The organism is Stenotrophomonas geniculata (genome assembly GCF_034508895.1).
Taxonomy (GTDB): domain Bacteria; phylum Pseudomonadota; class Gammaproteobacteria; order Xanthomonadales; family Xanthomonadaceae; genus Stenotrophomonas; species Stenotrophomonas geniculata.
This window is the reverse complement of the sequence record NZ_CP140571.1, coordinates 2,496,724-2,518,192: the sequence shown is the minus strand read 5'-3', so window position 1 is coordinate 2,518,192 and position 21,469 is coordinate 2,496,724. Positions and strand designations below refer to the sequence as shown.

At 67.0% G+C, this 21,469-nt stretch carries 19 protein-coding genes; 12 read left to right on the top strand and 7 right to left on the bottom strand.

Annotation, left to right across the window (positions count from 1 at the left end):
- Nucleotides 1-29: 29 nt before the first annotated feature.
- The 3 genes from RI032_RS11665 to RI032_RS11655 form a co-directional block, all read right to left on the bottom strand.
- Nucleotides 30-1,127 (bottom strand): helix-turn-helix domain-containing protein, encoded by a 1,098-nt coding sequence (locus tag RI032_RS11665; protein WP_322547031.1) that lies wholly within the window; start codon nt 1,125-1,127, stop codon nt 30-32.
- A gap of 337 nt (nt 1,128-1,464) precedes the next feature.
- Entirely contained in the window at nt 1,465-2,592 is a 1,128-nt protein-coding gene (locus RI032_RS11660; RefSeq protein ID WP_043401040.1) for an NAD(P)-dependent alcohol dehydrogenase, read from the bottom strand.
- 17 nt (nt 2,593-2,609) lie between these two features.
- Entirely contained in the window at nt 2,610-4,076 is a 1,467-nt protein-coding gene (locus RI032_RS11655) for an aldehyde dehydrogenase family protein (protein ID WP_197656868.1), read from the bottom strand.
- 193 nt (nt 4,077-4,269) lie between these two features.
- Here RI032_RS11655 and RI032_RS11650 point away from each other — a divergent pair, with 193 nt between their 5' ends.
- Together RI032_RS11650 and RI032_RS11645 are read left to right on the top strand one after the other, a co-directional pair.
- Nucleotides 4,270-4,836, top strand: a complete 567-nt coding sequence (locus RI032_RS11650) for a DUF1415 domain-containing protein (protein ID WP_029550892.1) — start codon at nt 4,270-4,272, stop codon at nt 4,834-4,836.
- On the top strand, nt 4,833-5,636 hold the full coding sequence (locus tag RI032_RS11645) for an SDR family oxidoreductase (RefSeq protein WP_322547030.1): 804 nt from the start codon (nt 4,833-4,835) through the stop codon (nt 5,634-5,636). Before RI032_RS11650 ends, RI032_RS11645 begins: the two co-directional genes overlap by 4 nt.
- A gap of 82 nt (nt 5,637-5,718) precedes the next feature.
- Here the strand turns inward: RI032_RS11645 and RI032_RS11640 are convergent, their stop codons facing one another.
- Nucleotides 5,719-7,749, bottom strand: coding sequence for a M3 family metallopeptidase (locus tag RI032_RS11640; RefSeq protein WP_197656866.1), 2,031 nt, complete (start codon nt 7,747-7,749; stop codon nt 5,719-5,721).
- A gap of 170 nt (nt 7,750-7,919) precedes the next feature.
- On the opposite strand from RI032_RS11640, the gene RI032_RS11635 reads away from it, so the two are divergent.
- Complete coding sequence (locus tag RI032_RS11635; protein WP_010481352.1) at nt 7,920-8,324, top strand: hypothetical protein; 405 nt, start codon at nt 7,920-7,922, stop codon at nt 8,322-8,324.
- Between the two features lie 48 nt (nt 8,325-8,372).
- On the opposite strand, the gene RI032_RS11630 is transcribed toward RI032_RS11635, so the two are convergent.
- Nucleotides 8,373-9,485: a PLP-dependent cysteine synthase family protein gene (locus tag RI032_RS11630; protein WP_010481349.1), complete on the bottom strand. Its 1,113-nt coding sequence runs from the start codon at nt 9,483-9,485 to the stop codon at nt 8,373-8,375.
- A gap of 122 nt (nt 9,486-9,607) precedes the next feature.
- On the opposite strand from RI032_RS11630, the gene gloA reads away from it, so the two are divergent.
- Nucleotides 9,608-10,126 carry a lactoylglutathione lyase gene (gloA, locus tag RI032_RS11625; protein WP_057503091.1) on the top strand — a complete coding sequence of 173 codons (519 nt, stop codon included), beginning with the start codon at nt 9,608-9,610 and terminating at the stop codon, nt 10,124-10,126.
- A gap of 124 nt (nt 10,127-10,250) precedes the next feature.
- Nucleotides 10,251-10,679 carry a VOC family protein gene (locus RI032_RS11620; protein WP_019338853.1) on the top strand — a complete coding sequence of 143 codons (429 nt, stop codon included), beginning with the start codon at nt 10,251-10,253 and terminating at the stop codon, nt 10,677-10,679.
- 67 nt (nt 10,680-10,746) lie between these two features.
- Here RI032_RS11620 and RI032_RS11615 read toward each other — a convergent pair whose 3' ends face one another.
- Nucleotides 10,747-11,178: a CBS domain-containing protein gene (locus RI032_RS11615; RefSeq protein ID WP_005411115.1), complete on the bottom strand. Its 432-nt coding sequence runs from the start codon at nt 11,176-11,178 to the stop codon at nt 10,747-10,749.
- Nucleotides 11,179-11,623: 445 nt separating this feature from the next.
- Nucleotides 11,624-13,462, bottom strand: a complete 1,839-nt coding sequence (gene glmS, locus RI032_RS11610; protein WP_010481343.1) for a glutamine--fructose-6-phosphate transaminase (isomerizing) — start codon at nt 13,460-13,462, stop codon at nt 11,624-11,626.
- 203 nt (nt 13,463-13,665) lie between these two features.
- On the opposite strand from glmS, the gene RI032_RS11605 reads away from it, so the two are divergent.
- The 7 genes from RI032_RS11605 (at nt 13,666) to RI032_RS11575 (ending at nt 21,464) form a co-directional block, all read left to right on the top strand.
- Entirely contained in the window at nt 13,666-14,943 is a 1,278-nt protein-coding gene (locus RI032_RS11605) for an efflux RND transporter periplasmic adaptor subunit (RefSeq protein ID WP_019338855.1), read from the top strand.
- 35 nt (nt 14,944-14,978) lie between these two features.
- On the top strand, nt 14,979-15,704 hold the full coding sequence (locus RI032_RS11600) for an ABC transporter ATP-binding protein (protein WP_014038558.1): 726 nt from the start codon (nt 14,979-14,981) through the stop codon (nt 15,702-15,704).
- Between the two features lie 10 nt (nt 15,705-15,714).
- Nucleotides 15,715-17,013: an ABC transporter permease gene (locus RI032_RS11595; protein WP_010481337.1), complete on the top strand. Its 1,299-nt coding sequence runs from the start codon at nt 15,715-15,717 to the stop codon at nt 17,011-17,013.
- A 20-nt stretch (nt 17,014-17,033) separates the two neighbouring features.
- A complete protein-coding gene (locus tag RI032_RS11590; RefSeq protein ID WP_010481336.1) occupies nt 17,034-18,251 on the top strand; it encodes an ABC transporter permease in 1,218 nt (405 codons plus the stop codon).
- 16 nt (nt 18,252-18,267) lie between these two features.
- A complete protein-coding gene (locus RI032_RS11585) occupies nt 18,268-18,645 on the top strand; it encodes a PDZ domain-containing protein (protein WP_019338856.1) in 378 nt (125 codons plus the stop codon).
- 123 nt (nt 18,646-18,768) lie between these two features.
- Nucleotides 18,769-20,115: a sigma-54-dependent transcriptional regulator gene (locus RI032_RS11580; protein WP_010481334.1), complete on the top strand. Its 1,347-nt coding sequence runs from the start codon at nt 18,769-18,771 to the stop codon at nt 20,113-20,115.
- Nucleotides 20,112-21,464 carry a sensor histidine kinase gene (locus RI032_RS11575; protein ID WP_010481333.1) on the top strand — a complete coding sequence of 451 codons (1,353 nt, stop codon included), beginning with the start codon at nt 20,112-20,114 and terminating at the stop codon, nt 21,462-21,464. The genes RI032_RS11580 and RI032_RS11575 overlap by 4 nt, the downstream gene beginning before the upstream one ends.
- The last annotated feature ends 5 nt before the right edge of the window (nt 21,465-21,469 follow it).

Genomic DNA, 21,469 nt, shown 5'->3' with positions numbered 1-21,469 from the left:
CGCCGGGCATGGCCCGGCGGACTGCAACGTCAACCGCGCAGCAGCTTGTACAGCGTAGTGCGCGAGATGCCCAGCTGGCGAGCGGCCAGGCTCAGATTGCCGTCCGCCGCCTGCGCCGCACGGCGCGCCGCTTCACGCTGCTGATCACGCAGCAGCGGTGTATTCATCGTCGCCGCTGGAGGGCTTTGCGCGCTGCGGCCAGCGACCTTGCGCGGCGCCTGCAGGTGCTGCAGGTAAACCGCACTGCCCTCGCCTACCCGCACCCGATGCGGCGCCCCGGGTTGCAGCAGGCGCCGCCGCTGCGCGGCACTGGCGCCGGCAAACACGCTTTCCAGGTTCAACAACGGCAATGGCCCCCGACGCGGCAGGCCCAGCAGGCGCCGCGCAACACGGTTGGCCGCGCGCAGCTGGCCATCCTCCTGCACCGCCAGCAGCCCCTGCAATGGCGACGCCAGCCAGCGCGGATCATGCTGCAGCGCCAGCAGGTGCACGTCGGCAAGCGCGTGGAACAACCGGTTCTCGCTGGCCAGCGCGGCCTGCCGGAAGTAGCCCTGCAGCAACGAGGGATCGCGCTCACCCAGGCCGGTGATATCGATCACCCCGCATACCTGCCCCTCAAGATCATGCAGCGGCTCGCTGAGGCAGAACACCGGCGCAAAGCGCTGCAGGTAGTGCTCGTTGCCGCGTACCAGCGCCTGCACATCGTCAGCCAGGCTCACCGCCGGGGCGGTAGTACCGATCTCCGTCTCCCCCAGTCGCCGACCGACCTGGATCGGTCGCAGCAGGGGCGCATCTTCCAGGCCATGGGCCTGTTGCGCGATCACCACGCCTTCGCGATTGGCGCAGAACATCGTCCATCCACGCCCACCAAAGGCGGCCCACAACTGTTCCAGCTCCGGCCGCACGCAGCGCGCCAGCCGGCGGTCGCCGGGATCGGAAAGATGCCGGCCATCACCCAGCAACGGACGGTAGTCCGGCTCCTGCCCGGGCAGCAGGCCCGCCGCGCGCGAACGCAGCCATGACTGCTGCAGCGGCAGCGGCAACACGCCCAATGAGCGCGCATCGCCCTCGGCGAAAGCGGCACGTGCCGCCACCAGTTGTTGCTGCCCGACTGTCGTGGCCATCATGGACGCAGCCTACACCCGTCGGCGGCAACGCCACGTTACGTTCCGACAACGGAATGTTTCCGCCAACGGTTCAAACACGGGGTCAGAGGCGTTTTCCTTTGGAAAACGGATCCGACCCCGTGCCGACCAACAGCGGCGGGAACCTGTCGAAGGCGGGGTGGGTCCGGTTGCGGGGGTGTCAGCCGCATGGATGCGGCTGCCAAGCCCCCAGGGAAGGGTTTACGGCGTCCCCCGCAACCGGGCCCACCCCGCCATCCCACGGAATGCCCGCTTTTGCCGTTGCCGTGGACGTTGCTTCGGCGGGTGCAGGGCGCAGCCCTGCAAACCCTCCCCACCCTTACGCTGCGATGCGCAGGATCGGCTTGAGCGTGATTCCCTTCGTACTGTCCTCCGCCGCCTGGTTGATCTGTTCCAGCGGGTAGAACTTCACCAGCTTGTCGAACGGGAAGCGGCCCTGCAGGAACAGCGTGACCAGCTGCGGAATGAACACCTGCGGCACGCTGTCGCCTTCCACGATGCCGCGGATGCTGCGACCACCGAGCAGCAGGTTGTTCACATCGAAACTGGCGGTGGTGCCCAGCTTCGGTGCGCCGACCACGCCCATCATGCCCAAGCCGCCCAGCGCCTCGATACCCGCCGACAGCACCTCGGGGCGACCGGTCGATTCCAGCGCGAAGTCCGCACCACCGCCGGTGATCGCGCGTACGGCCTCGATCACGTCGGTCTCGCGGCTGTTCACCACGTGGGTGGCGCCCAGTTCCAGCGCCAGCTCCAGCCGCGAGGGCACTACGTCGATGGCGATGATGGTGGTGGCACCGGCCACCTTCGCCGCCATCACCGCGCTCAGGCCCACCGCGCCGGCACCATAGCTGGCGAAACTGCTGCCCGAGCGCACCTGCAGCGAATTGAGCACCGCACCGGCACCGGTCTGGATGCCGCAGCCGAGCGGGCCCAGCAGTTCCAGCGGCGCATCGTCGGGTACCTTGATCGCGTTGATCTCGCGCGCGATGGCGAAGGTGGCAAACGAAGACTGCGCGAAGAAATGGTCGTGCAGCGGCTGACCCTGCGCATCGGTGATCGCGGTATGGCCGTGGCCATCGTCGCCACCAAAGTTCAGCGCAAAGAAGTCCTTGCAGTAGGCACCGTGGCCGCCCCGGCAGGGATTGCAGTGACCGCAGGCGCCATAGGTCAGCACCACATGGTCGCCCACCTTGAGGTCGCGCACGTTCGGGCCCACCGCCTCAACGATGCCAGCCCCCTCATGGCCGAGCACTGCCGGCAGCGGCACCGGGTAGTACTGGTCGCGCACGATCAGGTCGGTATGGCACAGGCCCGTCGCCACCACCTTCACCAATACCTCGTCGTCCTGCGGGCCACGCAGCCGGGCCTGCTCGATGACGAAGGGCTGTTCTTTGCCGCGGACCACGGCGGCGGTGATCTCGTGGGTTGTGGTCTTGTCGTTCATCGTGATGGCTCCTTCGATCAGATCGGGTAAGCGGGCGCTTCGCCCTTGACGGTCAACCACTGCCACTGGGTGAACTCTTCCCCGTTGGCGGGGCCACCGATGCTGGTGCCGTTGCCGGACGCACCGACGCCGCCGAAGGGATTGATCACCTCGTCATTCACGGTCTGGTCGTTGATGTGCAGCAGGCCGGTACGCAGGCGCTCGCCGATCTTCAGCGCGCGGCCGACGTTGCTGGACACGATCGCCATCGACAGCCCGTACTCGCTGTCGTTGGCCAGGCGCACGGCATCGTCGTCATCGTCGAACGGCACGACCACCGCCACTGGCGCGAAGATCTCTTCGTTGAAGGCTGGATTGTCGGCAGAGACGTTGCCAAGCACGGTCGGCGCGAAGAACAGATCGCGGTGCGTACCGCCTGCCTCCAGCGAAGCACCGGCCTGCAGCGCCTGCTCGACCACGCGCGCGGCGTGGTCACGCTGGCCGGCATTGATCAGCGGGCCGATGGCCACCTCTTCGCGTGCCGGATCCCCCACCTTCAGCGAATTGGCCTTGGCCACCAGCTTCTGCAGGAATGCGTCATGGATCTTCCGCTGCACCAGCACGCGGCCGGTCGCCATGCAGATCTGGCCCTGGTGCAGGTAGACGCCCCACGCGGTGTTGGCCACCGCCAGGTCGAGGTCGGCATCGTCGAGAATGATCAGCGAGTTCTTGCCGCCCAGCTCCAGCGAGACCTTCTTCAGGTGCTTGCCCGCCGCTTCGCCGACCTTGCGTCCAGCGGCGGTGGAACCGGTGAACTGGATCATCGCCACGTGCGGATCGCTGGTCAGCGCTGCACCGGCCGCGCCATCGCCGGGCAGCATGTGCAGCACGCCGGCCGGCAGACCGGCCTGTTCGAACAGGCGTGCGATCACCGCGCCGCCGCACACCGCCGTGCGCGGGTCCGGCTTGAGCACCACTGCATTGCCCAGCGCGATGGCCGGCGCCACCGCGCGCATGGCCAGGTACAGCGGGAAGTTGAAGGGCGAGATGACGCCGACCACGCCCAGCGGCCGGCGTCGCGCCAGGTTCAGCCGACCCGGCTCGGAGGGCAGGATCTCGCCGGTGCTGCGCGACGGTAGCGCCGCAGCTTCGTGCAGCGCCTTGATCGTCACCTTCGCTTCGAAGCGGGCCTTGAGCCGTGTCGAGCCGCTTTCGCGCACCAGCCACTCCACCAGGGTGTCGATGTGTTCCTCGGCCAGGCGTGCCGCGTTGCGCAGCACCTCCGCGCGCTGCTCGTAAGGCGCTGACGCCCACGCCTGTTGCGCCTGTGCAGCGGCCGCCGCCGAACGCGCTACCTGCGCCGGGTCGGCCAGGCCGATTTCGCCGAGGGTGTTGCCGGTGGCCGGCTCGATCACCGGCTGCCGTTGCTCGGCCGCCTGCCAATGACCATCGAAGAAGGCGCCGGCCCAAAGGGCATCCGGCAGCCACGGGGAAGATGCAGTCATGGGTGTCCTCCTGTGTCGTGCGTCCATTCCACGCCCGCCGTCCGCGACAGGCAATCGGCCATCCAGCGGTCGCCCGCAAGGGCTTGAATCGGCGGGAATTTCCAGCATGGCGACTGTCCAGTTCCTGCACAGTGAACAGCGCGGCAGCGGCACACTGCCTACAATGTCCGCCCCGCCAGCCGACGTGCCCGCCATGACCGACACCCACCTGCCCACCGATGACCCGATCGCCGCCACCCGCCTGTGGCTGGAGCGCATCGTCATCGGCCTGAACCTGTGCCCGTTCGCCAAGGCGGTGTACGTGAAGGACCAGGTCCGTTTCGTGCTCAGTGATGCGACCACGCCCGAAGCGCTGGTCGAACAGCTGGCCGAGGAGCTGGTGCTGCTGCGCGATACGCCGGCCGAGCAGATCGACACGACGCTGATCGTGCATCCGCAGGTGCTGACCGACTTCCTCGACTACAACGATTTCCTCGACAACGCCGACGCGGCAATCGAAGCGCTGGACCTGCAGGGCATCCTGCAGGTGGCGAGCTTCCATCCGGACTACCAGTTCGAAGGCGTGGCCGCCAACGACGCCAGCAACTACACCAACCGTGCGCCCTTCCCCACCCTGCACCTGCTGCGCGAGGACAGCGTGGCACGCGCGGTGGACGTCTATCCGGACCCGGACGTGATCGTCGAGCGCAACATCCAGACCCTGGACCGCATCGGCGTGGACGGCTGGCATCGCCGCCTGCGTGGCGAAGACCTGACGTGAGCACGGTGCCGCCGATTGCCGCATGGCCGGCCGCGCCGCTGTCGGGCAAGGTGGCGCTGATCACCGGGGGCGCCAACGGTATCGGTCGCGGTATTGCCCAGGCCGTGCTCGGTGCCGGGGGCCGCGTGCTGATCGGCGACCTGGACGTGGAGGCCGGCGAGGCGTGCCTGGCGGAATGGCAGCGCGGTGATGACGCCGCGTTCCAGCGCCTGGACATCACCGACGAAGCCAGCGTGCGCGACTTCATCGCCGTGGCGCTGCAGCGTTTCGGCCGCATCGACGGACTGGTCAACAACGCGGGCATCGCCGGCCCGCACGGCACGCGGCTGCAGGACATGGCGTGGGATGAGTGGCAGCGCCGGCTGTCCTCGCTGCACGGCGCGTTCCTGTGCAGCAAGCATGCATTGCCCGCGCTGACCGCCAGCGCTGCCGGTGCGATCATCAACACCGCCTCCACCCGCGCCTGGCAATCCGAAGCACATAGCGAAGCCTATGCCGCGGCCAAGGGCGGACTGGTGGCCTTTACCCATGCGCTGGCGATCAGCAGCGGCCCGGCGGTGCGGGTGAACAGCATCAGCCCTGGCTGGATCGGCACCACTGCGTGGCAGGCACCCTCACGGCGCCATGAGCCTGAGTACTCGGCCATCGACCATGCGCAGCACCCGGTCGGCCGGGTCGGCCAGCCCGAGGACATCGGCGCGCTGGCGGTGTACCTGCTGTCGTCACTGTCCGGCTTCACCACCGGCCAGGACTTCGTCGTCGACGGCGGCATGACCCGGAAGATGATCTACGCCGAATAAGCACCGCTTTCCGGTGGGTGCGGACCTTGGTCCGCACCATTGCCAGGAAGTGCCAACCAAGGTTGGCACCTACCAGAGCGGTTTACGCCATGCCCGAATGGCGCAGCAGCGCGTCGATCTGCGGTGCGCGGCCGCGGAAGGCCTTGAAGTTCTCCGCCGCCGGGCGGCTGCCACCCCGCGACAGGATCTCATCGCGGAAGCGTGCACCGGTTTCCGCGAGCGCCTGCGGCGCCTCCTCGAACGCGGCGTAGGCATCGGCGCTCAGCACCTCGGCCCACTTGTAGCTGTAGTAGCCGGCCGCATAGCCCCCCGCGAAGATGTGGCTGAACTGGTGCGGGAAGCGGTTCCAGGCCGGCGGATGGTTCACCGCCACCTCCGCGCGCACCCGATCAAGCAGCGCCAGCACGCTGTCCTGCGCCGGTTCGAACTGGCTGTGCAGCAGCATGTCGAACAGGCCGAACTCCAGCTGGCGCACGGTCGCCATGCCGCTATGGAAGTTGCGTGCAGCCAGCATGCGTTCGTACAGCGCGCGTGGCAGCGGCTCGCCACTGTCCACATGCGCGGTCATCGCCTGCAGGTGCTCCCATTCCCAGCAGAAGTTCTCCATGAACTGGCTCGGCAGCTCGACCGCGTCCCACTCCACGCCGTTGATGCCGGCCACGCCCAGCTCGCCGATGCGGGTCAGCAGCTGGTGCAGGCCATGGCCCATCTCATGGAACAGCGTGGTCACTTCGTTGTGGCTGAAGGTAGCCGGCTTGCCATTGGCACCGCGACCGAAGTTGCACACCAGGTAGACCAGCGGCGTCTGCACACTGCCGTCCGCGCGCACGCGGCGGTTGCGGCAATCATCCATCCACGCGCCACCGCGCTTGCCTTCGCGCGCGTACAGGTCCAGGTAGAACTGGCCAACCAGTGCGCCCTGCGCATCGACCAGACGGAAGAAGCGCACATCCTCGTGCCACACTGGCGCGCTGTCCTCCTGCACACGCAGGCCGTACAGCTGTTCGATCACCGAGAACAGGCCGCCCAGCACCTTCGGCTCGGTGAAATACTGCTTCACTTCCTGCTCGGAATAGCTGTAACGCGCCTGCTTCAGGCGATCGGCGGCGAACGCCAGGTCCCAGGCCTGCAGCTGCTCGATACCCAGTTGCTCGCGCGCGAACTGCTCCAGCTCGGCACGGTCCTTGGCCGCGAACGGTTTGGCGCGCGCGGCGAGGTCACGCAGGAAACCGAGCACTTCGGCCGGGTCCTGCGCCATCTTGGTCGCCACCGAATAATCACCATACGAACCGAAGCCGAGCAGCGCGGCCAGTTCCGCGCGCAGGGCCAGGATGCGGTCGATGTTGCCGCTGTTGTCCAGCGCGTCGTCGCCGAATTCGGACGCACGCTGCGCACTGGCGCGGTACAGGATCTCGCGCAGGTCGCGGTCCTCGCCCCAGGTCTGCACCGGCAGGTAGCACGGCATCTGCAGGGTCAGTTTCCAGCCGGCCTTGCCATCCTTCTGTGCTGCGGCATGCGCGGCCGCCTTCACATCTTCCGGCAGGCCCTTCAGTCGCGCTTCGTCCTCGATGATCAGCGACCACGCATCGGTAGCGTCCAGCACGTTCTGCGAGAACTTCGCCGACAGTGCCGACAGCTCCTCCTTGATCGCCGCGAAGCGCTGCTGCGCCTCCGGCGCCAGCTCGGCACCACCGAGGCGGAAATCGCGCAGGGTGTTGTCCAGCACCTTGCGCTGGGATTCGTCAAAGCCTGCGGCTTCCGGGCTGTCGGCCAGTGTCTGGTACTGCCGGTACAACGCCAGGTTCTGGCCCAGCGCGCTGGCGAAGCGGGTCACCCGTGGCAGGTTGCTGTTGTAGGCCTCACGCAGTTCCGGGGTGTTGACCACGCCCTGCAGGTGGCCGACCAGGCCCCAGGCACGCCACAGCCGCTCGGTGGCATCGTCCAGCGGGGCAACGAAGGTCTGCCAGGTGACCGGCTGCACCTGCTCGGCCGCGCTGACGGCGGCTTCGGCCGCGGCCAGCAGCACGTCCAGCGCCGGCGCCACGTGCTCGGGGCGGATGGCCTCGAAGCGCGGCAGGCCGGAAAAATCGAGCAGGGGGTTGGCAACGGTCACGGCAGATCTCCAGGGTACGGGCCCGGCAGGCGGGCAGCCCAGTAGATATGGCGCTGGCAGGCGGGGCTGACAAGGGGGCGCGGCCCGGTATTCACGTCGGCCTTACGGTCGCGGTTCGAAGCTCTGGCTGCGGGGGAGTCCGCAGCGGTACGCACCGAACGAGGCCCTACATGGAAGGTCTGGCTGCAGTTGCATCCGCCTCACCGGCCCGGTCACTGGCATTGTCCGCCAGCCCGGCCGAACTGACCTGGATCGCCGCATTGTGCGATGCCGACGACGACGCCCCGCGTCACCTGCAGCAATTGCAGGCTGTGCTGCAGCAGGGCGGCACGTTCAGCGATGCCCAGGAGTGGTACCCGTTCGAAGTGATCGAACGCGGCGCCAGCCAGCTGCGGCTGGGCCATGAGCGCGAGTTCGTGATCTGCGTGCTGCTGTGGCTGCAGGCGCTGGCCCAAGGCCGCGCCAGCATGCTGGACCCGAGCCTGCACCTGGATGATCGCGCGATGGACATCGAGGCCTTGCCCGATGCGCTGCGTGATGCGGTGCTGGATGCGTTCACCGCGGCGGGGTATTGAGACGCCCTCGTGATCGCCGGGCGTGGCCCGGCGACAACGTCAACCGACCTACAGCGCCTCCAGGCTGCACCACGGCAGTTCCGGCAACCCCTGCCCGGCCACTGCGGCGGCCAGCTGTGCATCGGCGCCCTCAACATCAATGCCCTGCCGCGCGTACCATGCCGGGTCGTAGTAACTCTGCGCGTAACGCTCGCCGCTGTCGCACAGAATGCTGACGATGCTGCCCTGATGGCCCGCCTCGCGCATCCACTGCGCGGCCTGCAGCACACCAATGAAGTTGGTGCCGGTGGAGCCACCGACGCGGCGGCCGAGCTGGCGGCTGACATGGCGCATCGCGGCCAGGCTCAGCGCGTCGGGCACCTTCACCATCGCATCCACACTGGTCGGGATGAAGCTCGGCTCCACCCGCGGCCGGCCGATGCCTTCCACGCGCGAACCGCCGCTGCAGGTCAGGCCACGCCAGTCCTGCTCACCGGCCACGGCGGACTGGTATCCGTCGAAGAACACCGATACTTCCGGGTCTGCACAGAGGATGCGGGTGTCATGCCGGCGGTAGCTGACATAGCGGCCCAGCGTCGCTGCGGTACCGCCGGTGCCGGGGCTGCACACGATCCATTCCGGAACCGGGCTCGGCTCTTCCGCCATCTGCTTGAAGATGGACTCGGCGATGTTGTTGTTGGCCCGCCAGTCGGTGGCGCGCTCGGCATAGGTGAACTGGTCCATGAAGTGGCCGCCGGTTTCACGGGCCAGTTTTTCCGATTCACCGTTGAGGTCGCAGGCACGCTCGACCAGATGGCAGCGACCGCCATGGAATTCGATCGCCGCGATCTTCTCCGGCGAGGTCGTGGCCGGGATCACCGCAATGAACGGCAAACCGAGCAGTCGCGCGAAATAGGCTTCGGAGACAGCGGTCGAGCCGCTGGACGCCTCGATCACCGGCCGCCCTTCGCGCAACCAGCCATTGGCCAGCGCATACAGGAACAGCGAGCGCGCCAGCCGGTGCTTGAGGCTGCCGGTGGGATGGCTCGATTCATCCTTCAGGTACAGGTCGATGCCCTCGAACCCGGGCAGCGCCAACGGGATCAGGTGGGTATCGGCGGAACGGTTGAAATCGGCTTCGATCTTGCGGATGGCAGCGGCCACCCATTCACGCTGCGACATGGCGGGCAATGCTCAGAACAGAACGGTGCGATCCACCCATTGTACGTCGCGGTGCCATCAGGTGACGGCCGGTAGAATGACCCCATCCGGCCTGCAACGGCCCTGTCTGAAGGACCTCCCCCATGACCATTCCCGCCCTGCGCGATGTCCCCGGCGTCGCCGCCCAGGCCCCGGCCGAAACCACCGGCTTCGTGTTCAACCACACCATGCTGCGGGTCAAGGACATCACCGCCTCGCTGGACTTCTACACCCGCGTGCTCGGCTACCAGCTGATCGACAAGCGCGACTTCCCGGACGCCCAGTTCAGCCTGTACTTCCTTGCCTACGTACCGGCCGGTACGGTGGTGCCGGAAGACGATGCCCAGCGCCGCCTGTGGATGGCCGGCCTGCCGGGCGTGCTGGAGCTGACCCACAACCACGGCACCGAGACCCAGGACGGTGCGGTCTACCACGACGGCAACAGCGACCCGCGCGGCTTCGGCCACATCTGCGTGTCGGTGCCGGACATCGAGGCCGCCTGCCAGCGCTTCGAGGACCTGGGCGTGACCTTCCAGAAGCGCCTGACCGACGGCCGCATGAAGAACCTGGCCTTCATCAAGGACCCGGACGGCTACTGGGTCGAGATCATCGCCAACGTCTGACCCGGAAAGGGGCACAATTCCGGTAGCGCCGGGCCATGCCCGGCGGCCTTGAGCAGGCCGCGCTGCGCGCTCGCCGGGCACGGCCCGGCGCTACCGACTCCGTCCCCTTTTTTACGAGGTTCGTATGGAAACGATGGAACTGCACCGTGGGCGATTGATCGACCACATCCAGCTGGTGGTGCGTGACCTGGCCGCCAGCCGCCGCTTCTATCAGGCGGTGTTCGATACGATCGGCATTCCAATCGCCGGCGAAGGCGATGATTACTTCTGGGCCGATGAGCTGTTCATTTCCAGCGCCAGCAGCGAGGCTGCCGCCGGCCAGCTGACCGGCCGCCACCACCTGGCGTTCCAAGCGCGCGACAGCGCCACCGTTGATGCCTTCCACACTGCAGCCATCGCCGCCGGCGGCACCGACAACGGTGCACCGGGCGAACGCCCCTACCATCCGGGCTACTACGGCGCGTTCGTGCTCGATCCCGATGGCAACAACATTGAAGTGGTCTACCACGGCCCAGCCAAGTACAGCGCCGACTCGGTGAAGGTCACTTTCTGATTTCACCGATGCCGTGAACGAAGAAGCCGGGCAATGCCCGGCTTCTCTGCGTCCAAGGATCCAGTCCTCAGTGCGCCGCCATGTAGATGTCCTGCAGCACGGCCTTTTCCAGTTCCAGCTCGCCCAACAGGTTCTTCACGATGTCGCCCAGGCTGAGGATGCCGACCAGTCGGGTGCCTTCAGTGACCATCAGATGACGGCGCCGCGAGTACGTCATCAACGACATGGCCTGCTTCAGGGTGGCCTCCGGCGCAATGCCTTCCAGACCGGTGGACGGCAGGCTGGAGATCACCCGGCGGCCGGCCTGCGGGCCGTCGTCGGCCAGGGTACGCACGATGTCCTTTTCGGAAATGATGCCGACCGGGGCATCGTCCTTCATCACCACCAGCGCAGCGATCCTGTTCGCGCTCATCTTGTGGGCGGCGGCACCGATGGTGTCTTCGGCGTCGATGGTGATGACAGCTTCTTTCTTGGATTGCAGGAGTTCGCGGACGTTCATTCTTGTTTCCTGGTGCAGGTCACTAAGTCAAAAAGTGTGCTCTTCCGATACGCCCCCTCCCCGGGAACAGACCTTTCAGCGCACGTCTGGCGCACCCGGCTGCCGCTTGGAATGGATCGGCAGACGACGTGCTGCAACGCGAACGAGGTGGGCTCAACGGCGCAACCCGGCCCTCGGTCAAAGTGATTCTACGACTGCGACCATCGGTCACTACCGGCATCGATGGGACAGTTCGTCGTGGGAACCAACTGACGATCCAGAGAATGGCACCGCGGCTGAAACCGCCGCTGAATACTGGCGGTGCCACGCGTTAAAGATTGAGTGCGCCCTGCCGAAGGCGGACAAAGCGCGCGGCGGCTGTCCCACTTTCCACGGCTACCGACGCAAACGAAAGGGGCCACGCAGGCCCCTTTCGCATACAGCATCCAACAGCGCCGGGAGTGCTTTACTCCACCGTCACGCTCTTGGCCAGGTTGCGCGGCTTGTCCACGTCGGTGCCACGTGCCAGCGCCGTGTGGTACGCCAGCAGCTGCACCGGAATGGTGTGCACGATCGGGCTGAGCACGCCGGCATGTCGCGGCGTACGGATCACGTGCACGCCTTCGGATGCGTTGAAGTTGCTGTCCTGGTCAGCGAACACGAACAGCTCGCCACCACGGGCGCGCACTTCCTGCATGTTCGACTTCACCTTCTCCAGCAGGCTGTCGTTGGGGGCGATCACCACCACCGGCATGTCCTCATCCACCAGCGCCAGCGGGCCGTGCTTCAGCTCACCCGCCGGGTAGGCCTCGGCGTGGATGTAGGAGATCTCCTTGAGTTTGAGCGCGCCTTCCAGTGCGATCGGGTAATGCAGGCCACGGCCGAGGAACAGCGCGCTGCTCTTGCGCGCGAAACGCTCGGCCCAGGCAGCGATCTGCGGTTCCATGTTCAGCGCGTGCTGCACGCTGCCCGGCAGGAAGCGCAGCTGCTCCAGGTAATCCGCTTCCTGCGCCGCGTCGATGCGGCCATGCAGCTTGCCCAGCACCACGGTCAGCTGGAACAGCGCGGCCAGCTGGGTGGTGAAGGCCTTGGTCGAGGCCACGCCGATCTCGGCGCCGGCGCGGGTGTAGCAGACCAGTTCGCTGGCGCGCGGAATCGCACTTTCCGGCACGTTGCAGATCGACAGCGTGTGCTTATGGCCCAGCGACTTGGCGTACTTCAGCGCTTCCATCGTATCCAGCGTTTCGCCGGACTGCGAGATGGTCACGATCAGATGCTTGGGGTTCGCATAGGCCGCGCGATAGCGGTACTCGCTGGCGATTTCCACGCTGCACGGCAGGCCGGCGATGGCCTCGATCCAGTAGCGCGCGGTCAGGCCGGAGTAATAGCTGGTACCGCAGGCGATGATCTGCACGCCTTCAATGCCCGACAGCACGGCTTCGGCGTTCTTGCCGAACAGCTCGGCCGGGAAACCACCGGCGTCGATCGCCGCTTCGATGGTGTCGCCCAGCGCGCGCGGCTGCTCGTGGATTTCCTTCTGCATGAAGTGGCGGTACGGGCCCAGCTCCAGCGAAGCCAACGACACATCGGACAGATGCACGTCGCGCTCGATGGGCTGGTCATGCTCATCGAAGATGCGCACGCCGTCACGGCGGATTTCGGCGGTGTCGCCTTCCTCCAGGAAGATCACCTTGCGCGTGGCCGAGATCACCGCCGAGACGTCGGAGGCGACGAAGTTCTCACCCTCGCCCAGACCGACCAGCAGCGGGCAGCCCATGCGCGCACAGACGAAGCGCTCCGGCTCGGCACGGCTGACCACGGCCAGCGCGTAGGCGCCGGTCAGTTCCTTCACCGTGTGCTGCAGCGCCACCAGCAGGTCGTCGCCGTCCTTCAGATGATGGTGGATCAGGTGCGCGATGACTTCGGTGTCGGTCTGCGACTCGAAGGTGTAGCCCAGCGCGCGCAGTTTCTCGCGCTGCTCTTCGTGGTTCTCGATGATGCCGTTGTGCACCAGCGCCACGCCGTGGCTGATGTGCGGATGCGCGTTGGCCTCGGTGACACCGCCATGGGTGGCCCAGCGGGTGTGGCCGATGCCCAGCACCGCGTTGAAGCCCTCGGCCTCGGCCGCAGTGGCCATTTCCGACACACGACCGGTACGACGCACACGACGCACATCGCGGCGCTCACCCTGGTCGATCACCGCGATGCCCGAGGAATCGTAACCACGGTACTCAAGGCGCTTCAGACCCTCGATCAGCACCGGCACTACGTCGCGATCAGCGATCGCACCCACGATTCCACACATGTCACGCGTTTCCTTGAAGACGATCGGCGCATTCTAGCCTGCGGGCCCGCGCTCCCCCTCCTGTCCGCTTAATGAAAGTGTCCGGAAAGGTGTCCGCGGACACCCGGACACTTCAGCACGCCGCCCAACTCATTGACCTGAAAGGAAATAAACTTGGCACGCTACGTGCTTGGTACTGGCTACCACCGTCAGGCACGCACCCGATGATCCGCGACACTTCCGCACAGGACCAGATCGTTTCCTCCGCCCCGGCCGGCACCACCCGCGCCAACTGGCAGCGCTACCGCTGGCCGGCACTGGGCGCCATCGTGCTGCTCGCCGGCATCGGCTGGGCCGTGCACGCCTGGTCCAACGCCAGCCGCTCCTTCGACAGCAGCCGCGTGCGCATCGCCGAAGTGAAGCGCGGCGACCTGGTCCGCGACATCGCCGCCGACGGCCGCGTGATCGCCGCCAACAGCCCGATCCTGTACGCCATCTCGGCCGGTACCGTGGACCTGAAGGTGGTCGCCGGCGATGTGGTGAAGAAGGGCCAGGAGCTGGCCATCATCGACAGCCCGGAACTGCGCAGCAAGCTGGCCCAGGAACAGGCCACCCTGGCCGGCCTGGAAGCCGAGGCCAGCCGCGCCGCGCTGGACGCCACCCTGGCCCGCGCCAAGTCGCGCAAGGAAACCGACCAGGCCACCATCGAGCGGCAGGCCGCCGACCGCGACCTGCAGCGCTACCAGCGCGGTTACGACGGCGGTGCGGTGCCGCAGATCGATCTGGCCAAAGCCAAGGACTCGCTGAAGAAGGCCGACATCACCCTGGCCAACGCCACCACCGACGCACGCCTGCAGAGCCAGGGCGCCGACCTGGATGCCCGCAACAAGCGCCTGCTGGCCGACCGCCAGAAGGCCGTGGTGGCTGAAGTGCAGCGCCAGGTCGATGCGCTGACTCTGCGTGCACCGTTCGATGGCCAGGTCGGCCAGGTGCAGGCCGTCCAGTCCACCAACCTGGCCGCCAATGCGCCGGTGCTGGGCGTGGTCGATCTGTCCAAGTTCGAGGTCGAGATCAAGGTGCCGGAAAGCTTCGCCCGCGACCTGGCGATCGGCATGCCGGCACAGCTGACCGGCGGCAATGGCCAGCCGTTCCCGGGTGAGATCAGCGCGGTGTCGCCGGAAGTGGTCAATGGCGAGGTCAATGCCCGCGTGCGCTTCGCCAGCGCGCAGCCGGAAGGCCTGCGCCAGAGCCAGCGGATGTCGGTGCGCGTGCTGCTCGATACCCGCAAGAACGTGCTGAAGGTCGAGCGCGGTCCGTTCGTCGAACAGGGCAACGGCGTGGCCTACGTGATGGATGGCCGCACCGCCGTGCGCCGTCCGGTCGAACTGGGCGTCAGCAGCCTGGGTGAAGTGGAAATCAAGTCGGGTGTGCAACCGGGCGACCGCATCGTGGTCTCCGGCAGCGACCTGTTCAAGGACGCCGAACGCGTCTCCGTCAACTGATACCTGAATCCTGAATCCTGGAGAGAGGACACCCCATGTACATGCTCGAAATGCGCTCGGTCGCCAAGGTCTTCCGCACCGAACAGGTGGAAACCCACGCGTTGCGCTCACTGGAACTGCAGGTCAAGGAAGGTGAGTTCGTCGCGGTCACCGGCCCGTCAGGCTCCGGCAAGACCACCTTCCTCAACATCGCCGGCCTGCTGGAAACCTTCACCAGTGGCACCTACATGCTGGACGGCCAGGACGTGAGCACGCTGGGCGATGATGCGCGCAGCCGCCTGCGCAACCAGAAGATCGGCTTCATCTTCCAGGGCTTCAACCTGATCCCCGACCTGAACCTGTTCGACAACGTCGACGTGCCGCTGCGCTATCGCAAGATGAGCGCCAACGAGCGCCGCGAACGCATCGAGAAGGCGCTGACCCAGGTCGGCCTCGGCTCGCGCATGAAGCACTACCCGAACGAGCTGTCCGGCGGCCAGCAGCAGCGCGCGGCGATCGCACGTGCCCTGGCAGGCAGCCCGCGCCTGCTGCTGGCCGACGAACCGACCGGCAACCTGGACACGCAGATGGCCCGCGGCGTGATGGAGCTGCTGGAGGAGATCAACGCTGCCGGCACCACCATCGTGATGGTCACCCACGATCCGGAACTGGCCGCGCGCGCGCAGCGCAACGTGCACATCGTTGATGGCCAGGTCACCGACCTGGTGCGCGAGCCGGTGCTGGCCACGCCGCCGCGCCACATCGTCGCCGTCAACGAGTGAGGGCCCTACCATGTTCGCCTACTACGCCCGACTGGCGGTGCGCAGCTTCCGCCGCAACAAGGTCCTGACCGCGCTGATGGTGGTTGCCATCGCGCTCGGCATCGGCGCCTCGATGACTACCCTGACCGTGTTCCACGTGCTGTCCGGTGACCCGATTCCCGGCAAGAGCGACCGCCTGTTCTACGTCCAGCTCGACGCCGCGACCGGCGCCTACGTCGCCGGCGAGGAACCGGAAACCCAGCTGACCCGCTTCGACGGTGAAGCCCTGCTGCGCGAAGCCAAGGGCGAGCGCCAGGCGCTGATGAGCGGCGGCGGCGGCACCATCGAACCGGACAACAGCACCCTCAAGCCCTTCAGCATCGACACCCGCTGGACCTCGGCCGACTTCTTCCCGATGTTCGAGGTGCCCATGCAGTACGGCCGCCCCTGGACGCGCGAGGACGATGAAGGCCGTGCGCGCGTGGTGGTCATCTCCAAGGCGCTCAATGACAAGCTGTACCAGGGCGCCAACAGCGTGGGCCGCGACCTGCGCATGGAAGGCCAGAGCTACCGCATCGTCGGCGTGATGAAGGAATGGAGCCCGGAGCCGCACTTCTACGACCTGACCACTGGCAGCTACGGCAAGAACGAAGACCTGCTGCTGCCGATCTCCACCTCCTTCGACCTGAAGCTGGGCAACAACGGCAACATGAACTGCTTCGGCGAGAATCCGGACGGCAACAGCTACTCGCTCAACGCACCGTGCGCGTGGCTGCAGTACTGGGTGGAGATGGACCCGGCCAAGGCCGACGACTACCGCCGCTACCTGGAGAACTATTCGACCCAGCAGCGCGAGGCCGGCCGCTTCAAACACCCGCCGAACGTGCGCCTGCGCACCGTGATGGAGTGGCTGGACTTCAATGGCGCAGTGCCCAGCGACGTGCGCCTGCAGCTGTGGCTGGCACTGGGCTTCCTCGGTGTCTGCCTGGTCAACACGGTGGGCCTGCTGCTGGCCAAGTTCCTGCGTCGCAGCGGCGAGATCGGCGTGCGCCGCGCGCTCGGCGCCAGCCGCGGACAGATCTTCCTGCAATGCCTGGTGGAAGCAGGTGCGGTCGGCGTGGTCGGTGGCGTGCTGGGTATCGGCCTGGCCCTGCTCGGCCTGTTCGCGGTGCGCCAGCAACCGGTGGAATACGCCAAGCTGGCCCACCTGGACGGCAACATGCTGCTGCTCGCACTGGGCCTGACCCTGCTCGCCAGCCTTGCTGCCGGTTTCCTGCCCGCCTGGCGCGCCATGCAGGTCACCCCGGCCATCCAGCTCAAGTCGCAGTAAGCACCCGAACGAGGACTCCCATGGACATCCGCCCCATCCTCAGCACGCTGCGCCGGCACAAGACTGCCGCTGCCCTGATCGTGCTGGAAGTCGCACTGACCTGCGCCATCGTCTGCAACGCGCTGTTCCTGGTCAGCCAGCGCGTGGAGAAGATCAGCATGCCCAGCGGCATCGCCGAGAGCGAACTGGTGATGCTGCGCGTCAGTGGCATCGGCAAGCAGACCGACGCCATGGCCCGCACCCGCGAGGACCTGGCATCGCTGCGCGCGATTCCCGGCGTCAGCAACGTCACCATCATCAACCAGGTTCCCTTCCGCAACGGCTCCTCCAGCAGCAGCATCTCGCGCGAGGTCGACCAGGAACGGCCGACCACCAACGCCTCGATGTACACCCTGTCCGAGAACGGGCTGGCCACGATGGGCATCAACCTGATCGCAGGCCGCGATTTCCTGCCCGACGAATACCAGAACTTCGAAGACGCCAGCAAGGGCGGTGCCAAGGAAAAGGCGATTCCGGTGATCTTCACCCAGGCCACCGCCGCCAAGATGGAACCCAACGGCAGTGCGCTGGGCAAGACCTACTACATGGGCAAGCAGCCGCTGCATGTGGTCGGCATCGTCGACACGCTCAGCACGCCCAATGGCTGGAATGACAACTGGACCAACTCGATGCTGCTGCCCATGCGGCGCACCTTCGATGAAGGTGGCACCTATGTGCTGCGCACTTCGCCAGAGCGCCGCCAGGAGGTCCTCGATGCCGGTGCCGCCGCGCTGGAACGCAACGATCCCAACCGGCTGATGCGCGACAAGCTGACCTATGAAGACCAGCGCAAGGACTTCTTCAAGAACGACCGCGCGATGGTCGGCCTGCTGATCACCGTCAGCATCTCGCTGCTGGTGGTCACTGCGCTGGGCATCATCGGCCTGGCCAGCTTCTGGGTGCAGCAGCGCAGCAAGCAGATCGGCATCCGCCGTGCGCTGGGCGCGACCCGCGGGCAGATCCTGCGCTACTTCCAGACCGAGAACTTCCTGCTGGCCTCGCTGGGCATCGTGCTGGGCATGCTGGCGGCCTACGCGATCAACCTGGCGCTGATGAACCTGTACGAGCTGCCGCGCATGCCGCTGTACTACCTGCCGCTGGGTGCGCTGCTGCTGTGGGTGCTGGGCCAGATCGCGGTGTTCGGTCCGGCACGGCGTGCGGCGGCGGTACCGCCTGCGGTCGCCACGCGGGGCGCCTGAGATGCGTGCCTGCGCGATGTGCCTGATGCTGCTCCTGCCGCTGCCGGCGCTGGCCGGCGGTGGCAACGCGCAGACACTGGAATGGCGCCAGGATGCCGCGCGGCTGTCACTGCGCTCGACCGAGGGCCAGGTGCGCGTGGAGGCTGCCAGCCCGGAAGCACGCTTCGGCGTGCGCAGCGGTGATCGCATCCTCCGCGTGGACGACACGGCGGTGCGCCGGGTCGAACATCTGGCCGAGGCACTGCGCCATTCCCACGCCGCCACCGCCTATCTGTTGCTGCGCCGCGACAGACGCGAACTGACGGTGGCGGTCGACGCCGCAGCCTGGCGCCAGGCACTGGAAGTGCCGCCGCCACCTGCGCCGCCAGCGCCCCCGGCGCCTCCCCGGCGCTGAGCAGGGGCCGCTCCTGCACAGCCACGGGTTTGGCTATGCTTGATGGGTGGCGCCGGGCTCTCCCGGTGCGTGGACACGAACGGCTCCAACGGCGCCGCCCATCCCTTTCTGCAGAACCGTTTGATGCCTGCGATCCTGATCATCGACGACAACGCCAGCGTGGGTACCGCGCTGGACGTACTGTTCTCCCTGCACGACATCGACACCCTGCAGGCGCAGACGCCCGCCGACGGGCTGGCGCTGCTCGAATCTCAGCCGGTCGACCTGGTCATCCAGGACATGAACTTCAGCGAGGACACCACCTCCGGCGAGGAAGGCGAGGCCCTGTTCGCGCAGATCCGCGCGCGCCATCCGGACCTGCCGGTGATCCTGCTCACGGCGTGGACCCATCTGAGCAGCGCCGTGGACCTGGTCAAGGCCGGCGCCGCCGACTACCTGGCCAAGCCCTGGGACGACCGCAAGCTGATGACCACGGTCAACAACCTGCTGGAACTGTCCGAGGCGCGCCGCGAACTGGACCGGCGCCGCAGCCGTGAACTGCACCAGCGCAACGCGCTGGAAGAGAAGTACGACCTGTGCGGTGCGGTCTTCGCCGACCCCGCCAGCGAGCGCGTGATCGCGCTGGCCTGCCAGGTCGCACGCTCGGAACTGCCGGTATTGATCACCGGCGCGAACGGTGCCGGCAAGGAAAAGATCGCGCAGATCATCCAGGCCAATTCCCTGGTGGCCAAGGGGCCGTTCGTGGCGGTCAACTGCGGCGCGCTGCCCTCGGAACTGATCGAAGCCGAACTGTTCGGTGCCGAAGCCGGTGCGTATACCGGCGCCAACAAGGCCCGCGAAGGCAAGTTCGAGGCCGCCGATGGCGGCACCCTGTTCCTGGATGAGATCGGCAACCTGTCACTGGGCGGGCAGATGAAGCTGCTGCGCGTGCTGGAAACCGGCCGCTTCGAGCGCCTGGGCTCCAACCGCGAGCGCCAGGTCAAGGTCCGCGTGGTCAGCGCGACCAATGCCGACCTGCCGGCGATGATCCGCGACGGTACCTTCCGCGAAGACCTCTATTACCGCCTCAACACGGTGGAACTGGTGCTGCCGCCGCTGGCCGAACGACCGGGCGACATCGTGCCGCTGGCCGAGCGCTTCCTGACCGCTGGCAAGCCGTTGTCCACTGCGGCCACCGCGGCCTTGCAGCGGCACCCCTGGCCGGGCAACGTGCGCGAGCTGCGCAACGTGATCCAGCGCGCCGAGCTGCTGGCCACCGGCAACCGCATCGAAGTGGCCGATCTCAACCTGCCGCGCGCAGCCGCCACACCGCGCCCGGCCCCCAGTGCGGGCAATGATCCCGACCGTGCACGCATCGAGGATGTGCTGGCGCGCAACCATGGCGTCATCGCCCAGGCCGCCGCAGAACTCGGCCTGAGCCGCCAGGCGCTGTACCGGCGCATGGACCGCCACGGTATTCCCCGCGAATGAAACGGCGCTCGTTCACTTTCCGCCTGTTCCTGCGCCTGCTGCCGGTATTGGCACTGGCGGCGGCACTGCCGTGGCTGCTGGCCTACTGGATGGACCATGGCTGGGTGGTGACCACGGTGTCGGCGTTGATCCTGCTGTCATTGATGTGGTGGACCCTGCGCCGGGCGACCGCCCCGGTGCGATCTCTGATGCGGGCCCTGGCGGGTACCACCAGCAGCTATCGCGACGGCGAGTACAACTTCGGCGTGCACTGGCCGGGGAACGACGAGCTGGGCGACCTGGTGCAGGCCCACCGCGAACTGGGCGATGTACTGCGTGAGCAGCGGCAGGGCCTGGTGCAGCGTGAACTGCTGCTGGACACAATGGTGCAGAACACGCCGGTGGCGATGCTGCTGATCGCCTCGGGCGGTGATGGCATCGCCCGGGTGGTGTTCTCCAATCTGGCGGCACGCAAGCTGCTGCATGGCGGCTGGAAGCTGGAAGGCCAGCGCCTGGAGGACGTGCTGGAACAGGTGCCGGTGGAACTGCGCGATGCCATCGCCCGTGGCGGTGACAGCCTGTTCGCGGTGCATGCCGAGGGCGAGGACGGCGACGAGGATGACGAGCAGGTCTACCACCTCTCGCGCCGCGCGTTCCAGCTCAACGGCCGCCCGCACGACCTGCTGCTCGTGCGGCTGCTGACCGCCGAACTGCGCCGCCAGGAAGTGCAGACCTGGAAGAAGGTGATCCGGGTGATCAGCCACGAGCTCAACAACTCGCTGGCGCCGATCGCTTCGCTCGCCCATTCCGGCGGCGTGCTGGTGCAGCGTGAGCGCTTTGACCGGCTGCCCGAGATCTTCACCACCATCGAGGACCGGGCGCGTCACCTGGAAGGCTTCATCCGTGGCTACGCACGCTTTGCCAAGTTGCCGCAGCCGCAACTGCAGACCGTGCACTGGGCCCCCTTCCTGTCCAGCCTGCGCCAGCAGATCCCGTTTACCATGGAGCGCGAGCCGGACGAAGAACTGAGCAGCCGCATCGACATCGCGCAGTTCGGGCAGGCGCTGCTGAACCTGTTGAAGAACGCGCACGAAGCCTGCGCCGAAGCAGAGCCCCCAAACGATGACGTACAGGTGCAGCTGACGCGGCTGCCGCAGTGGCTGCGGCTGGACGTGCTGGATCGTGGCAAGGGCATGAACGAGCAGGTGCTGCAGAACGCACTGATGCCGTTCTATTCGACCAAGCGCAATGGCACCGGGCTGGGGCTGGCCCTGACCCGCGAGATCGTGGAGGCCCACGGTGGTCGGGTGTCGTTGCAGAACCGCGGCGATGGCGGGCTGTGCGTGTCGATTCTGTTGCCGGTGGGCTGAGCGGG

What these genes read in the sequence shown, in the direction of transcription:
- RI032_RS11650 (WP_029550892.1), top strand. Translation starts at nt 4,270, where the DNA reads ATGACCGACACCCACCTGCCCACCGATGACCCGATCGCCGCCACCCGC.
- glmS (WP_010481343.1), bottom strand. Translation starts at nt 13,462, where the DNA reads ATGTGTGGAATCGTGGGTGCGATCGCTGATCGCGACGTAGTGCCGGTG.
- RI032_RS11585 (WP_019338856.1), top strand. Translation starts at nt 18,268, where the DNA reads ATGTGCCTGATGCTGCTCCTGCCGCTGCCGGCGCTGGCCGGCGGTGGC.
- RI032_RS11655 (WP_197656868.1), bottom strand. Translation starts at nt 4,076, where the DNA reads ATGACTGCATCTTCCCCGTGGCTGCCGGATGCCCTTTGGGCCGGCGCC.
- RI032_RS11665 (WP_322547031.1), bottom strand. Translation starts at nt 1,127, where the DNA reads ATGATGGCCACGACAGTCGGGCAGCAACAACTGGTGGCGGCACGTGCC.
- RI032_RS11630 (WP_010481349.1), bottom strand. Translation starts at nt 9,485, where the DNA reads ATGTCGCAGCGTGAATGGGTGGCCGCTGCCATCCGCAAGATCGAAGCC.
- RI032_RS11635 (WP_010481352.1), top strand. Translation starts at nt 7,920, where the DNA reads ATGGAAGGTCTGGCTGCAGTTGCATCCGCCTCACCGGCCCGGTCACTG.
- gloA (WP_057503091.1), top strand. Translation starts at nt 9,608, where the DNA reads ATGACCATTCCCGCCCTGCGCGATGTCCCCGGCGTCGCCGCCCAGGCC.
- RI032_RS11600 (WP_014038558.1), top strand. Translation starts at nt 14,979, where the DNA reads ATGTACATGCTCGAAATGCGCTCGGTCGCCAAGGTCTTCCGCACCGAA.
- RI032_RS11580 (WP_010481334.1), top strand. Translation starts at nt 18,769, where the DNA reads ATGCCTGCGATCCTGATCATCGACGACAACGCCAGCGTGGGTACCGCG.
- RI032_RS11595 (WP_010481337.1), top strand. Translation starts at nt 15,715, where the DNA reads ATGTTCGCCTACTACGCCCGACTGGCGGTGCGCAGCTTCCGCCGCAAC.
- RI032_RS11615 (WP_005411115.1), bottom strand. Translation starts at nt 11,178, where the DNA reads ATGAACGTCCGCGAACTCCTGCAATCCAAGAAAGAAGCTGTCATCACC.
- RI032_RS11660 (WP_043401040.1), bottom strand. Translation starts at nt 2,592, where the DNA reads ATGAACGACAAGACCACAACCCACGAGATCACCGCCGCCGTGGTCCGC.
- RI032_RS11620 (WP_019338853.1), top strand. Translation starts at nt 10,251, where the DNA reads ATGGAAACGATGGAACTGCACCGTGGGCGATTGATCGACCACATCCAG.
- RI032_RS11575 (WP_010481333.1), top strand. Translation starts at nt 20,112, where the DNA reads ATGAAACGGCGCTCGTTCACTTTCCGCCTGTTCCTGCGCCTGCTGCCG.
- RI032_RS11590 (WP_010481336.1), top strand. Translation starts at nt 17,034, where the DNA reads ATGGACATCCGCCCCATCCTCAGCACGCTGCGCCGGCACAAGACTGCC.
- RI032_RS11605 (WP_019338855.1), top strand. Translation starts at nt 13,666, where the DNA reads ATGATCCGCGACACTTCCGCACAGGACCAGATCGTTTCCTCCGCCCCG.